The organism is Actinacidiphila epipremni (assembly GCF_012034175.1).
Classification (GTDB): Bacteria; Actinomycetota; Actinomycetes; order Streptomycetales; family Streptomycetaceae; genus Actinacidiphila; species Actinacidiphila epipremni.
Map to the genome: position 1 here is coordinate 26,624 of NZ_JAATEJ010000034.1, position 14,419 is coordinate 41,042.

Sequence of the window (14,419 nt, forward strand, 5' to 3'; positions counted from 1 at the left end):
CGCTCCGGTGTGGGGTCGGGCCGGGGTCTGACGGGCCAAGGAGGTAGGGTGTTGCCCCCTTGGGCTCAGGCTATTCGGCTGCTTCGGTCAGGTGGGCGAGAGTGGATCCGGTGAGGCCCTTTCGGACGTACAGGCGCTGGGTGATACGGCGGCGCAGTTCCGGGACGTGGCTGATGACGCCGACAGTACGGTCGTGGGCGCGCAGGGAGTCCAGGACGTCAAGGACCTTGTGGAGGGTGTCGTCGTCGAGAGTGCCGAAGCCCTCATCGATGAAGAGGGTGTCCAGGGGGTTGCCGCCGACTTCATGGGTGACGACATCGGCCAGGCCGAGGGCAAGGGACAGAGAGGCGAAGAAGGATTCGCCGCCGGAGAGGGTATCGGTCTTGCGGGGGCGGCCAGTCCAGGCGTCGGTGATTTCCAGGCCGAGGCCGGAGCGGGCGCCGTGGGCGGCTTGGTGGTCGGAGTGGCGCAGAGTGTAGCGGCCCTCGGACATCAGGCCGAGGCGGGTGTTGGCAGCGGCGACGACCTGTTCGAGGCGTGCGGCCAGGACGTAGGCCTCCAGCTGCATGCGGACCCGGGCGCTGGTTGAGTTGCCGGTGGCCAGGTCGGCGAGGTGGCGGGCGGTGCTGTGGGCCTTATCCAGTGCTTCCAGTCGCTCAACAGCCTCGCCCAATGTGGCGGCGAGGTCAGTGAGCTCCGTGGTGCGGGCCTGGGCGTTGCCGGCGGTGGCGGCTGCTTGGACGTACTGGTCGTCTGCGGCGCCGCGTCGGACCGCTGCGGCGTCGACGTCTGCGGGCGGCTGGGCAGCGGCCTGCTGCAGGGCGGGGTTGTCGAGGACGGCTTGGTGGGTGGCGCGGGCCTCGCGCCACTGGTTGATCTCTTCTTCGATGTTGCCCAGGTCCTCCTCACTGAGCAGGGCCTGCTCAGCGGCGGCCAGGGTGTCAAAGCCCTGGGTTGAGGCGGCGGCCGTGGCCTCGGTGGTGCGGGTGCCGCGGGTCTCCGCAGCGATGGCGGCGGCGCGGGACGCCTCGGCGGCCTGCTTGAGGTGGTCGGCGGTGCGGGTGAGCTCGTCAATACGGGCTGCGAGGGTGGGGGCGGTGCCGCGGGCGTCGTCGAGTTTCTTGGTGAGCTCGGCCTGCCGCTGGGACTGGGTGTCGTAGGTGGCGTTGCGGGCGGACAGGCCGGCGGTGGCGAGGTTGAGCTGCTGGGTCATGGCGGAGTGTTCGCGGTCCATGGCGAGGAGTTCCTCGTCGGCGGCCCCCCGGTCTGCGGCTCGCTGGAGGGCGTCGGTCAGCTGCGTGGTGAGGGCCTCGTGTTCGGCCGTGAGGTCGGCCAGCGGGGTGTCGCCGGCTTCGCCGGTCGCGGTGGCAGCGTTCTCGCGCAGCTGCTGCAGTTCGCTGGCGATCGCGTCGCGCTGCTGCTGGGCTCGCTGGTGGGTCTGCTCGGCGGCTTGTTCGTCCTCGCGGGTGGGCTGCCCGTCGGGAGCTGTGGCGGGGGCCGGGTGGGAGCACGAGCCGCAGACCGGGCAGGGCGCGCCGTCGGCGAGGCTGGCGGCTAGTTCAGCGGCCATGCCCTCGGTGCGTCGGCGGCGGATATCGATGTGGTCCTGGGCAGCCATCTCGGTGGCTTGCTGAGCGGCGGCCAGACGCTGTTCGGTGGCGGTGATCTGCGCGAGGTGGGCGTCGCGGCGTTCGGCGGCCTCCACGCGCGAGGTCAGGGTCTCCAGCTGATCCCGGTGGCGGCGGCCCTCTTCCTCGGCCTGGCGGGCGGTTTCCCGGCGGGCGTCCAGGGCGGCGCGGTGGGTGGTCTCCTGTTCGAGCCAGTTGCGGGCGGTGTGCTGCTGGACGGTGAAGTCCTGCCGCTCGGCGTCGATCCGTTCCAGATCGGCGGTGAGTTGGCGAAGGTTGGTCTCTTCGGGGAGCAGGGTGCCCAGCACAGCGACGTCGTCGCGCATGCGTTGCCCGGCCGTTGCGAGGTCAGCTGCCTGGAGTGTGGCGTGCTCAGAGAGCAGCCGGCTTCGGGCGGCGCTTTCGGTGTCCTGGGCGTGGGTGTGGTCGGTGCGGGCGGTGCTGGCGGCGTGCAGCAGCGGCGCGAGCTGCTGGGCGCGTCGGGCCTGCTCGCGGCGCCGGCCCAGGGCTTCTTGGTGAGGGGTCTGCTCGTGCAGCCTGTCCAGTTCCGCGCGGGCGGCGGCATGGGTGGTCTGCTGCTGATGCAGGACGCGCGTGGCGGCTTCCAGGATCTGGTGCTCGGCCTGGTTCTTCTTTGCCTTCTCGGCGTCGGCCTGGGCTGTGAGGGCGTCGGCCTGGCTTGCCTGGGTCAGGTCCTGGGCCCAGACAAGGGCAAGGTCGGTCAGGGCGTGCGGGACGTCGGGAGTGGGGGCGTCGTGCTCGGATTTCAGGTCCGGTCCGGCAGCCTGGTGGATGCGGGCCGCCAGATGCAGCACTTCGTCGCGGGCGGCGTCGCGGTTCTTCTGGGTGGTGCGGCTGTGGTCGTTCAGCCAGCGTTCGATCTGCGCGTACCGGTCGGTGTGGAAGAGCTTGCCCAGCAGTTCGCGGCGCTGCGGCGCGGCGGCGTAGAGGAACTTGGTGAACTCGTTCTGGGGCAGGAGGACGACCTGGCAGAACTGGGTCCGGCTCATGCCGAGGAGGTCTTTGATCTCCTTGCCGGTTTCCTGATGGGAGCTACTGGAGGGTTCCCAGTGGCCCTGGCCGAGGGAGTCGGTCGTCCACCGCTGGAGCCGGGTCTCGGCCTTGTGGACGGTCTCGCCCGTACCGCTTCGCTTGGGGCGCGTCTGCTGGGGTTCGCGTTCGATGCGCAGCCGGTGGCCGGCGATGGTGACGTCCAAGGTGACCTGGGTGAGCAGGTCGGCCGGGGCGTGGTGGCTGCGCAGCAGAAGGTCGCGTTCGACCGGGGGTTCGCCGTACAGGGCGAAGCAGATGGCGGTGAACAGGGTGCTCTTGCCGGCGCCGGTGTCGCCGTGTAGGAGGAACAGGTTGTCGGCGGACAGCGCGTCGAAGTCGACGGTGTGGGTGCCGGCGAAGGGGCCGAAAGCCTGCAGGGTGAGGTGGTGCAGGCGCATCAGACGATTTCCTTCTGCAGTTCGTTCACCCGGGCGGAGTCGACGGCCTGCTGGAGCAGGGCGTGTTCGTCGGGGGTGGGGCCGGTGCCGCGCATGTCGGTGATGAAGTCGCAGGCGATGTCGAGTTCGCTGCGGCCGCGGAGACGTTCGGTGTAGGTGGGGGTGCCGGTGGCTTGGGCAGGGATGAAGGCGCGCTGGTGCTTGAGGCTGAGTGTGTGGGGGAAGCGGCGGCGCAGCCGGGCCATGGCCTCGAACGGCAGGGCCGCATCGGTGAGGGTGACCTCGAGCCAGGCGTCCTTGAGTGGTTCGTGGGCGGGATCGGTGAGCAGGTCGTCCAGGAGGCCTTCGACGCATTCCAGGCGGTGGGGGGTCTGGCAGGGCAGACGGGTGACCGTGGGGGCCGTGCCGGGGGTGAGGTCGACCAGTGTGAAGGACTTGACGTGGTCGGCTTCGGAGAAGGAGTAGGGCAGCGGGGAGCCGCTGTAGTGGACGCGGTCGGTGACCCTCTGGGGGCCGTGGAGGTGGCCGAGGGCGACGTAGTCGATGCTGTCGAAGACGTCGGCGCCGACGTGGGCGACACCGCCGACGCTGATGTCGCGTTCGCTGGCCGACTCCTCCGCCTGGGATTCATCGTCCTGACCGGTGCCGGGGGTGACGAAGGCGTGGGCGATGACCACCGAGCGGGTCCCGGGCGGCTGCCGGTTGGTGAGATCGGAGTGGACCCGGTCCAGGGCCGCGGTCAGCACCGCGGCGTGCGAGGTGGCCTCCGCCTCCAGCTGGCCGCGGACCATCGATGGCTCGAGGTAGGGCACCCCATACACGGCGACCGGTCCGTGCTCGTCCGTCAGGACGACGGGGACGTCGCAGGTGGCCGGGTCGGTGCGCAGGTGGATCCCGGCGCGGGCGAACAGCCCGGAGCCGACGCCGAGACGGTGGGCCGAGTCGTGGTTTCCGCTGATCATGACGATCGGTATCTCGAGGTCAGCGAGCTGGTGCAGGGCCCGGTTGAACAGGCGTACCGCATCCAGGCCGGGGATGGCCCGGTCGTAGATGTCGCCGGCCATCAGGATCGCGTCGACGTTCTCGGCGCGGGCCGTATCGTTCAGGTGATCGAGGAAGGCGCTCTGGGCGGGGATCAGGTCTTCTCCGTGGAACCGGCGGCCCAGGTGCCAGTCCGAGGTGTGCAGGAACCGCATGATGACGAACCGTAGCGACCACAGCGCCTATCTGACGCCGTTTCACCGAAAATCTTCCTTACTTATGAGTAGATGATATGAGATAAGGAGATACATTCTCTTCCCGCGGCTCGCTGCGTGACGCCGCACGGTCACGGCGTCGCCGCCGAGGAACCGAGGCCGCAAGGCGCGGTCGGCCGGCACAGGCAATCGCGGGCACGAGCAGACGCTCCCACCTGCCGCTACTGCGGCACACCACCCGAAACCGGCCAACAGATAAGGCCGCTGATGGCCCGACAGTTGCCCCAGGGACCCGAGGGCCGCGACCGCCCGGGCCATAGCGCAGCCGACTGCCCGGGTACCCGCCACGAGCCGCAAGCTGCCCATGAGCCGATGATCCTAGTGACAATCAATCCCGCCGAGGAGCGTTTCGGTAAAAGATGCTTCGGCCAACGATGTGGCGTTTTGAGCGAACGGCGGTCCGACGGCGTGCAGGGTTCGCGCAGTAGATCGCGATGACTCCGCGGACCCTCTAGGATGGGGCGCTCGGAACGAAGGCGCAGCATCTGAGTGAGCGTCAGGTATGTGCTCGGGCGGGGGTGTCCGGGCGGGGGACGGGAAGCGGTCGCGCAGTGCACTTGAACAGCTTCAGCGTCAGCGGCTTCCGTTCATTGACCGAGGTCGAGGACATCCCCGTGAGTAAGCCGACCATCCTCGCCGGGCACAACGACGGCGGCAAGAGCGCCCTGCTCGACGCGCTGGCCTTCCTGCTGGGCAAACGCTCCCTCTCCGAGGCCGACCGCACCTACCTGGCCAGCGCCGACGGCAGCGGGCTAGGAGCGCCGGGGCGGTGCGAAAGCACCAACGTGTCCGGCATGTTCACCCTCGACCCTTACGAGCAGGACCAGTTCGGTCTGCCTCCTCAGGTGAAGCTGCGCAGGACGGGCGGGGAGGACCTCGTCACCAGACTGGAGATATGGGGGTCGGTTCCGGACGACGAGCGGCTGCACGACTTGTCCAAGCTGCTGGTGCCGGCGTTGAAGGAGTTGGTGAAGGAGTTCGCGCTCACTCCCCCATCCCCGCGCAGGGCAGACCTGGTACGAGCCCTGCATGAGTACGGACATGCACACGCCAGTGCCGAGAACTGGCTGCCCGTTCCACCGGGACTGGACAAGCGCATGCCGCGGTTCCTGCCGTTCGACGGCAAGGCGGCCCGGCCCGACGACGCGGTCAAGACCGCTCTGATCGACCGGTTCCAGAGCCACATGGAAGACCCGGACCTCAAAGGCAAGCTGACTTCCATCGAGGATGAGGTCAAAGACCGGCTGCGGATCGACGCCAAGTCACTGTGCGACCACATCCAAAGCCGCTGCCCCGATCTGGCAGAGGTCTTCGTCGAGCCCGACGTATCCTTCCAGCAGGGGTTCCGCGCGGCGCCCCTGCGCATCGCCCGCATCGCCGGTGAGGCGGTGGGCCTGGAGCGGTCCGGGCTGGGAAGCAACCGGCGCGTGTCGCTGGCCATCTGGGAATGGACCAGCGAACTGCTGGCCGAGGAAGAGGACATCTCTCCCGCCGCGGACTTGACCGACCTGCCCGAGCCGCCCCCGGTGCAAACAATCGTCGTCTACGACGAACCCGACACACACCTGGACTACACCCACCAGCGCAAGATCATGCAGCTGATCCGGGACCAAAGCGCCATCCCCCACGTCAGCGTGCTGGTCGCCACGCACTCGATGAACCTCATCGACGGCGTCGACATCTCCGACGTGGTGCACTTGAAACTCGACAACCACCGCACCGTGGTGGAGCGCCTGGGCGCCGGGCTGCTCGGAGACCACATCGACGCACACCTGGGCAAGATCGCCGCAGCGGTCGGCCTGCGCAACTCCGTACTCCTGCACGAGCGCTGCTTCCTGGCCGTGGAGGGCGAAACCGAACAGCGTGCCTTCCCCTTGCTGTTCCGGCTGTGCCAGGAACTGTCCCTGCAGGCTGCCGGCATCGCGCTGTGGGCCTGTTTCAACAACGAAGGCGCCCTGCACCTCGCACGGTACCTCGCCCAGCACGGGCGGACGATCATGCTGGTCGTCGACGCCGACAGCCGCAACGTGAGCAAGGGCATCTTCAAGACCCCCAAGCTCGACCAGTTCTTCGCCCCCGACCCGCAGCGGTACGTCAAGTTCCTCGGCGAACCCGACCCGGAGGCCGCGGACCAGGAAAAGTACAACGAACTCGAGGAGCTCTTCGAGGACGAGGTGTGGGCACGCGTCGCCAACCAGATCTGGGCCAGGAACGAGGGAAGCTGGCAAGCGGCCGACTTCACCAGCCTGCGCGGTCAGGGCAAGTTCAGCGGGGCAGTACAGCAACTGCTCCAGGAGCAGAGCCCCACCGGCCCGGGCGGCAAGCCCGAGATGATGTACGAGCTCGCGATGGCCCTGGAGGATTCCAACGACGTTCCTGAACAACTGCGGAACGTTTTCGCAGAACTCAGGACGCTAGCCGGATGAAACCGCTTCGCAGGGCCTGACCTCCGCCGGCCTGCGGACGACCCTTGCCACGACGTGCCCACATCCGCTCCTTGCGCTGCTCCAGCGTCGGCGCGGCCCATTCGTGCCATCCGACCGGAGGCTTCCATCGCTGCATGTGCTCACGCTGCTCGATCCCACACCACCGGCAACCGCTGGGCGCAGGTATCCGCAGGTCAGAACCGTCAGTGGACATCGCCACTCCCTTCCCCTGCACGCATTCTGCCCTCCACCACTGACATCACCCGTCCGGGCGGAGAGTCTCGCGAAGGCCGTGCGGACGCAGTTGAAAGCAGGCCCGCCCCTCCTGACCACTGTGCAGCACAGCAGCCATTCCTGCGAACGAGGAACACCCCGCAAGGCGAGGGACCCCCCAGACGGAGCCCTGGTGCCCGCCGGGAAGAACAGCGCCGGCGTTCCGCTCCCCCAGGCAGTCCCCAGTACCAGGCCCCCCCGAGCACGCTCACCGCCCGCGTTCGTTTCCACAGACATGCACCCAGGCCAGCGCAGACAGTCACAACGGCGCTCTGGCCCTGGAGGATCAGCGCGCCCGCCAGGTGCGGATCTCCAGGTGAATAATGCGGGCGCTGGGGTGAACACGGCCGGTCTCGACGAGGAAGGCGTGCACGGCGGCGGTCACGTCCCCGCCGGCTGCGTCCACGCGGGCAGCGAATTCGGCGGCATCAAAGCCGCCGGTGTGGGCGGAGCCGTAGGAACGCTCCTCGGTGTGGTCGGCGCGCTGGATGACGCTTCGGCGGATGCCAGGCGAGTCGGTGCGTGAGCCCGATGGGTGGATGTAGCCGGTCTTGGCCACGCGGACGGTGAAGGCCAAGCGCAGTCCGAGGCGGGCAGCTTCTGCGATCAGGGGACGCAGCCGGGCGGAGCCGGACGCGATGGCCTGGGCTCCGGCGCGGCCGGTGCCAGTGCCGGCGGGGGTGATCAACACTGCTTTGGTCCGGACGCGTGCGCGGCTTCCGGAGGCGGTGGTGCGGCGCGTGATGTGGGGGGCAGCGATGGCGGCGAGCTCTTCACGGTCGCTGATCCCGCCGGCCACGGCGCGCTCGATCTGGGTGAGGGCGGGAACGAAAGCCGCGCCCTTATTGCGGGTGGCGAACTGGGAGATCAGGGAGGGGTCGCGGCCGAGGATTCGGGCGATGTCGGCTTTGGTCAGGCCGGCTTGCTGGAGGCGGGCGGTGATGCGTGCGGCCTCGTTCAGGTCCCTGCCGGTCGGGCCGGTGCGGGAGGTGCCTGCGGCGGCTCGTCGGCGGTTGCGCGGGGGCATCAGGCGGGTGCTCCGGTGAGGGCGGTGCGGCCAGCGTCGCGCAGAGCGAGGAGTTCTTCCTCGCTGGTCGGGGCGACGACGGGGCCGGTGAGGTGGCCCTTGAGGAGGTAATCGCCGGGCTGGCGATGGTAGGGCCAGGGGTGGGTGCCGGTGAGGTAGAGGGCGTCGGTGCGGAAGGCGACGACGGTTCCGGTGGGAACGTGCAGGGCGCCAGCGAAGGCGCCCTCGTCGCGGTGGCGCTGGATGAGCAGGGCGGCGCGGGCGGCGGACCAGATCGCGGCGGACCATTCGGGGTGGGCGTTGGGGTCGCGAGAGAAGCCGGTGGGTTTTTGCCAGGTGATCTGCTGGTCGTCGAAGCTGATGATCTCCGCGTCCGCGGGGACGTCGCGTTCCAGGGCACGGGGGGTGGTGCCGGTGACCATGCGGGGCCGCTGGGCGAAGGACCCGATCCCGTACAGCAGGATGGCGCGCACCGCCCGGGAGGCCAGGTGCGCGGCTCGGGCCTGGCGGGGGTCGGTGTGCAGGGCCGCCTGGGCGTCGAGGGCGGCCCAGGCGTCCTTGAGGTTTTTCGCCCAGTCGTCCAGGGGTTTGCCCTCCTCCCACAGGATGCCGTCGAGGATCTCGATCTTCCAGGGGCTGAGGGGGTTGGTTAGGGCCGTGTGGACTTCCGGTCCGCCGGCCCAGGTGGTGAAGGTGGTGCCGGGGGTGGCGGGGTAGTGCCAGGCGCGGTCGCCGGGAGCCGGGGCGGGCAGCAGCCCGACGTGGCCCCAGCCTTCGGGGACGGTGGCGCGGATGTGCCAGTGCCCGCAGCCGAACAGGGCCCTGGCCTGTTCATTGTCCGACCACGAGTGGAAGGTGGCCGCGGTGATGCGGCGCGGGGTGCCGACCGGGGACTTCCAGGTGTGTTTGGCGTAGGCGAAGGTCCGGTCATATTCCACCAGGGCGGGCAGTTGCTCCGGCACTTGGGGGGTGGTCGCGGGGGTGAGGAGTTCGTTGCGGCCTTGGCCTGCGGTGGCGTGCATCAGGCCGCGCAGTTCCTCGGAAAGCACGGGATAGCCCTCGGCGTACTGACCGCGGGTGGGGATGGTGCGGGTCCACAGGTCCCGGCCGGTCTGGGACGGTGAGCCCATGACGACGGCGTCGGGCCAGTGGCGGCGCAGGTTCTTCCACAGCAGCACGAACGCGTCGCGGACGGTGGCGGGGTCGGCGCCATCGGGGTCGAACCACTCCCCTACCGAGCGGATCTCGACGTGTCCCTCGCCGTTTTCGCGCATGTAGCGGCCGACGGGGTTGCGGGCATGGACGAAGTGGCCGGCCATGCGGTCCTGGCCGCGTCCGGTGTCGGTGCGCCAGCCCAGGGTGGGGGCGTTCAGCCAGGCGGCGACGGCGTCTTTGAGATAGGGGTAGCGGGCGGCGTCGCGGTGCCAGGGATCGCCTGCGGTGATGTAGATCCGCTCGACCGGGCCAGGCACGGTCAGCGAGACGGCGTTGAGGATCTCGCCGGCGCTCGCGCCCGCGAGATCGATGCGGATGGTCTGGTCGCGATGTGCCAGGATCCCGGTGGCAGTGTCGAGGAAGACCGTCGCCCTGGCCTGCTGGGTGAAGTTCGGCCGGGTGGACGCCAGACCGCTGACATGCCCGAACCAGGCTGGTCCCGCGTCGGGGGGGATCGACGGCAGCAGGCGCGGCTGCTGCGCGGCAGGCTCGAGTGCATCAGCCAGCGCGGGCCGGGCGGTGAACTCGGCCGGCGCCGCGCTGGGCGCGAGGGCGGCCTCGGGGCGTGCCTCGGCCAGCGGGGACGACGGCGCGGGCACGACGACGGTTGCGCTCGGGGCGGGTGCGGGCGGGGCCACGGCCTGCTGCTGGGCGCCAGCAGTGGCAGCAGGCGCACAGAGCGCGGCAGATGCGTGGTTCCCCTGGCTGGTTGCTGAGGTCGTGGGAGTGGCCAGGGCGCCGGGGGTCAGATCCGGCGCAGCGGCTACGACGTCGGCGATACTCAGCCCGGCAGCGGGAGCGATCTGCTCGGCCTTGGCCTTGGTGTGGCTGGCCAGGGCGTTGATCTGCTTGTCCCGACGGGCTTCCAGCCGGTTCAGGGCGGTGCGGGCCTTCTTGATGTCCTCGCGCAGGCTTCGCAGTTCGGCCAGGCCGGCCTTGTAAGCGGACGCATCCATCAGGACTCCTGGCTGGTGATGGCAGTAGGGCGGGTGCGGATGTAGGCCACCGGGCCGCCGGAATGGGACGGGAGCGCAGCGCCGAGCAGCCGGCTCGCCGCTTGGCGTCCGGACCGGGTGGGTGCGGTGAGGTGCGTGACGGGGGTGACCAAGTCGGTGACGTAACCGGCCAGAACGGCATCGGGAAAGCTGTGCCGGCCCTGACTGTCTTTCGCCCACTGTTGCAAGCCGCTGAGGACGGCGACCACGTAGCCGGACAGGGTCACCGGCAGGATCTGTCCGGCTGCCACACTCGCCGGATTGCACCGCCACCGCCCCTGCAAGGCAGCCAGCAGCTCATCGGGAGGCAGGGACGCAGAGAAGCCTTGTGTCTGCTCACTCTGCTGGCGGGTCGCCGGGGCGACGTCGGCGCGGAGCACGGCTATCTCCGGTACCTGCAGGTGCGCCAGGTCCGCTACAGGACGGTCCTTCAGTGCGAGGACCACCTCCAGCGGCACCATAACCCGCACGCCGCGACGGGCTGTCCCCGGGATCAGGCCCGCGTGGATCAGGCGACGGAAGGTGGTCACCGCGCAGTCGAGTTCCGCAGCCGCCTGACCGGTGGTCAGCAGCACACCGGCCTCCCTTCCTCCGACGCCGCTCGGTCACCGCAAGCGTAGGAAGCATGCACCTAAACCGTCAACCCGACTCTAATATCTGATGAAGGACTGTACCTGTTCGCTCTCCCTGGCTAGCACAACGTTCCTGCGGGCCGAGGAACACTGCCCCAGCCGAGGGCACGTACCGGGCAGCCATGTGGCCCCGCGCTGAGCCCTTGGCCAGATCGCAGAGGGGGCCGAGCGAAGTCCCCTCCCCGTCAAGAACGCGTGCCGCGCGCCGGCGGGCTGACGTCGGAGCGGCTCTCGGAAGCAGTGAAGGCAAGGCCAGAAGCTCAGACCTGGTCAGTAGAGGTTGGGGCCATACGGGCTCTGGCCTCGAAGGAACGGCTTGAGGTCGTCGGGGCGGGGTTCTGGGATGGCGGGGAGCTGGAGCCGCTGGGCCATCAGCTGGAGCTGAGCTACGTGCCGTGTGGCCCAGTCGATCCATGCGTCGGCCTGGGCCTTTACCGGCCCCGGTGGGAGGGATCCGGCATGCGCGCGGGCGGCATCGAGATACTCACCCAGGTGGTTCGCGCGGCGCCAGGCGGCCTCCCGCGACTCCAACTCCCTGATTCGGTAAGCCTCGGCGTACTCTTCACGGGCCTGCGCCATCGCGGCTTCCCAGCGAAGGCGCTTTTGCCGTTCCGCCTCCAGGTCGGCAAGGCGTCTGCGTTCGGCCGCCTCTCCCCGCAGCCCGATCTCCTGCACGATCTCGGGGAGCTGCTCCTCCAGGGGGCGCTCAGCGCTGTCGGCCCACTCGGACGCACGGTGCGGCTGACCGCCGCTGAGGACCAAGCGCAGCCGCTCGGAGGGCGTGTAGTCGAACCGGGGGATCTTTACCCAGGAGTACTTCTTCGCCTCGGCCAGCTCCTTCTCGGTCGGAATGTGCTCGGCGCGGTCCTGTTCCTGGACGACGAGGAAGTCGACGCTTTGCCCCTGGGCGGTGACCGTGAAGTGGGATCGAGAGCTGCGGCGGCGGTGCGGGGGCGGTGCTGCATCCACCACACCGGCTGCGCAGGTATGACCGTCGCGTTCGACCGCTGTCAGGAGAGCGTGCACGAGCCGCAGGGCGCGCCCCTGGACGGATCTCGTCAAAGCAAGCGGTTGGGATACCTTCTGCATGGCCTGGACCACTTTGTGTGGGCGTGTGAGCCGAGACGGGACAGCCACCGGTTCCAGGACCGCCAGCCGCCATGCCGGGGTGTCGACAAGCTTGATCTCGTAGCCGTCACGACACCACCCCCCATACAGTTCTTTCGTCTTCGGGATCCGTCCGGACCTGCACGCGGTGGCCACGCGGGCAGGCCACCCGTCGGAGTCCCGCCCCGTCCGCACGATCCTGCCGCCCGATGCTTCAAGTTCCTCCAGCAGCTGCTCGGTGAAGGACTTGCGTGGTTGGCGCGGCATTCGAGGCAGCGGCGAGGCAGTAGGTCCAGCGTCCGTCGACGCCTTGACAGGCGTCAACCGGGGCATGGCCAGATTTTTGGCTGAAGCCGGAGTGGCCGGGTAGGTGCCGTGGGCCAGGTAGTGGCTGCCGGCATCTGTCAGCGCCACGTTCCAACGACCGCCACGTCGGGAGACCTTGACCAGTCCTCTGTTCTGCAGCGCCTGGCAGCTGGCCTTATAGCCGCTGGAGTCCCAGACCCCCTCGGGGCAGCCCTTGCCGACCCACTCCAGCACCGCAAGCTGCCGCTCATTGAGGAGCTTCTTCATCGGCTGCCTTCCACCAACGACCAGATGCCTGGCCGAGAGCCTGCCATGTAGGTACCCGGCCGGGGTGGCCATCGTGGAGGATCAACCCGAAGTGGTACCAACCCCCGCTGCTGAGAAGGGCTGCTCCCACGAGGCTGTCCGACCCTGACGGCGGTCCCCGCCCGGCGATGCCGCAGGCAACTCAATAAGCGAACTCGACATAGGCGATGTCGGTGAGCCGGACTTGGCTGCGCTTGCGTGGAGAGCGCAGGTGGAAGTAAGTCTCTGCCAGCGCCTCACCGAGGATCTGCCGTAGTTCAGGTTCCCCCGCGCCCTGGTGGCGGGCCTCGAACAGCAGTTGTGGGTAGGGGGGCGGGCAGTGCCTCGGTGAGCCGGCGCTGACGGCCGTCGTCGGAGGAGCCGGCGGCGGCGTCGAACCCGAACCAGGCACAGAGGTGTACCTGCACAGGCGCGTGCTGGCTGTTGATGATCTGGCGATGGATGCGGCGGCGGACCCTCGGCTGCCACATGCGGATGATGTCGTGGGCGATGGCCTCGCGGGTTGGTTGGGTCGCGGGGCTCTGCGGATGGTCGAGGAGGTTTTGCAAAGCGGCTGGCGTGGTGTTCAACTGCGCGGCCAGTGCCGTGATGCTGGTGTGGCGCGCCTGCAGGAAGCGCAGCCGGGCCCGGTCGGATTTCGGGGGCTGGCGTGTCCAGTAGCGGGCGTCGGCAATGTCGAGTGCGTGGGCGATGGAGCTGGTGCTGTCCGGGCCGTGGAGCATACGGCATGTCCTTGATCAGGCAGTGCGGCCGCGCAGCGTGGAGGCGATGTCGTTCTTGGGTGCGGAGCGTGCTGGGCCGCTGGTGGTGCGAGCGGGTGGTGAGGGAAGCAGGCGGCACGCGGTGAGGGCCTGCTCGATTTCGGGGTGTTGCCAGCGGGGGCTGGCCAGCGGATTGGGTGTATCGGGGTGGCCGCTGATTTCGGCCAGACGGCGGGCGGCTTCCAGTAGGGGGTCGGTCCATGCGGGCAACGGCGGCAGGCCCTGGCCGGGCCGGTAGAGCAAGTGCCCGATCTGGTCTGTGGTGTAGCCGGTCAGGACACGCACCGCGACACAGGCGGCGTGGACGGGGTGGGCGATGCGGGTGTGGATCCGGGCGGCGACGGTGGCGGTGTGCGGATGGCAGTGGTCCTGGTGGGCGTGGGGCGGCGGCTTGGGCGTGATGGGGCCGTCCACGTGCGGTGGGGGCGCGGGCGGGCGGTAGGTGACGGGGCGTGTGGGTTGCGGGGGCATCGGGAACCACACCTCGCCAACTGTTGGGGGGAAGGGGGCGTGGTGCTGCCACCAACGGTGGCCGGGCAGGTCTTTCCTGGCAGGTCGCCAGTGCGCGGCGGCCGCGGCCGGATCGTCGAGCAGGCGGTGGTCGGCGGCGGCCAGGGTCGCCGTTGCGTGTGGTGGCAGTGGCCCGTTGCAGAGCAGTGTCAGGCGGATGCCAGTGCCGGCGTTGAGGGTGAGCAGGTGCTCCCATTGCCTTCGGGTGAGGCGATGGGCGCGGCAGACGGTGATGCGGGTGACGCCGAGGGCCAGGATCCAGGCGGCGGCGATGCGCCAGCTGCGTTCGGCGTAGGTGATCCATGGAGGCGCGTGGTGGTCTTCGGTGAGGATGGGCAGGTGTTTGCCCAGGGCGCGGATCACGTCGTGGGCAAGGTAGGCGCCGCCGGGCACAGCCGGTGCGGGCGTGGGATGGACGGTGATGTGCCCGCGGCCGGGCTGGTGGGCGGTGAACGCCAGTCGCATGTAGTGGGCTTCGTCGTGGGGGTCGACTATGACGGTGACCGGTGCGGGCAGGGTGGCGGTG

Annotated in this window: 9 protein-coding genes; 1 reads left to right on the forward strand and 8 read right to left on the reverse strand. The window is 69.4% G+C overall.

Features of this window, described 5'->3' with window-relative positions:
- Positions 1-70: 70 nt before the first annotated feature.
- Both HCN08_RS30850 and HCN08_RS30855 read right to left on the reverse strand, forming a co-directional pair.
- Positions 71-3,079: an AAA family ATPase gene (locus HCN08_RS30850; protein WP_167986609.1), complete on the reverse strand. Its 3,009-nt coding sequence runs from the start codon at positions 3,077-3,079 to the stop codon at positions 71-73.
- On the reverse strand, positions 3,079-4,275 hold the full coding sequence (locus HCN08_RS30855; RefSeq protein ID WP_167986610.1) for an exonuclease SbcCD subunit D: 1,197 nt from the start codon (positions 4,273-4,275) through the stop codon (positions 3,079-3,081). The genes HCN08_RS30850 and HCN08_RS30855 overlap by 1 nt, the downstream gene beginning before the upstream one ends.
- A gap of 611 nt (positions 4,276-4,886) precedes the next feature.
- Here HCN08_RS30855 and HCN08_RS30860 point away from each other — a divergent pair.
- On the forward strand, positions 4,887-6,761 hold the full coding sequence (locus tag HCN08_RS30860) for an AAA family ATPase (protein ID WP_167986611.1): 1,875 nt from the start codon (positions 4,887-4,889) through the stop codon (positions 6,759-6,761).
- Positions 6,762-7,320: 559 nt separating this feature from the next.
- Here the strand turns inward: HCN08_RS30860 and HCN08_RS30865 are convergent.
- From HCN08_RS30865 to HCN08_RS30890, 6 genes are all read right to left on the reverse strand, one after another.
- Entirely contained in the window at positions 7,321-8,061 is a 741-nt protein-coding gene (locus HCN08_RS30865; protein WP_240970594.1) for a helix-turn-helix domain containing protein, read from the reverse strand.
- Positions 8,061-10,232, reverse strand: coding sequence for a hypothetical protein (locus tag HCN08_RS30870; protein WP_167986612.1), 2,172 nt, complete (start codon positions 10,230-10,232; stop codon positions 8,061-8,063). The genes HCN08_RS30865 and HCN08_RS30870 overlap by 1 nt, the downstream gene beginning before the upstream one ends.
- Positions 10,232-10,846, reverse strand: a complete 615-nt coding sequence (locus HCN08_RS30875) for a helix-turn-helix domain-containing protein (protein WP_167986613.1) — start codon at positions 10,844-10,846, stop codon at positions 10,232-10,234. Before HCN08_RS30875 ends, HCN08_RS30870 begins: the two co-directional genes overlap by 1 nt.
- 327 nt (positions 10,847-11,173) lie before the next feature.
- Positions 11,174-12,583 (reverse strand): hypothetical protein, encoded by a 1,410-nt coding sequence (locus tag HCN08_RS34905; protein WP_206319448.1) that lies wholly within the window; start codon positions 12,581-12,583, stop codon positions 11,174-11,176.
- Between the two features lie 296 nt (positions 12,584-12,879).
- Positions 12,880-13,344 (reverse strand): hypothetical protein, encoded by a 465-nt coding sequence (locus HCN08_RS30885; RefSeq protein ID WP_167986614.1) that lies wholly within the window; start codon positions 13,342-13,344, stop codon positions 12,880-12,882.
- A gap of 15 nt (positions 13,345-13,359) precedes the next feature.
- Entirely contained in the window at positions 13,360-14,358 is a 999-nt protein-coding gene (locus HCN08_RS30890; RefSeq protein WP_167986615.1) for a hypothetical protein, read from the reverse strand.
- Positions 14,359-14,419 lie beyond the last annotated feature (61 nt).

Coding starts and splice junctions, on each gene's coding strand:
- HCN08_RS30850 (WP_167986609.1), bottom strand. CDS start 3,079: ATGCGCCTGCACCACCTCACCCTGCAGGCTTTCGGCCCCTTCGCCGGC.
- HCN08_RS30855 (WP_167986610.1), bottom strand. CDS start 4,275: ATGCGGTTCCTGCACACCTCGGACTGGCACCTGGGCCGCCGGTTCCAC.
- HCN08_RS30865 (WP_240970594.1), bottom strand. CDS start 8,061: ATGCCCCCGCGCAACCGCCGACGAGCCGCCGCAGGCACCTCCCGCACC.
- HCN08_RS30870 (WP_167986612.1), bottom strand. CDS start 10,232: ATGGATGCGTCCGCTTACAAGGCCGGCCTGGCCGAACTGCGAAGCCTG.
- HCN08_RS34905 (WP_206319448.1), bottom strand. CDS start 12,583: ATGAAGAAGCTCCTCAATGAGCGGCAGCTTGCGGTGCTGGAGTGGGTC.
- HCN08_RS30885 (WP_167986614.1), bottom strand. CDS start 13,344: ATGCTCCACGGCCCGGACAGCACCAGCTCCATCGCCCACGCACTCGAC.
- HCN08_RS30890 (WP_167986615.1), bottom strand. CDS start 14,358: ATGCGACTGGCGTTCACCGCCCACCAGCCCGGCCGCGGGCACATCACC.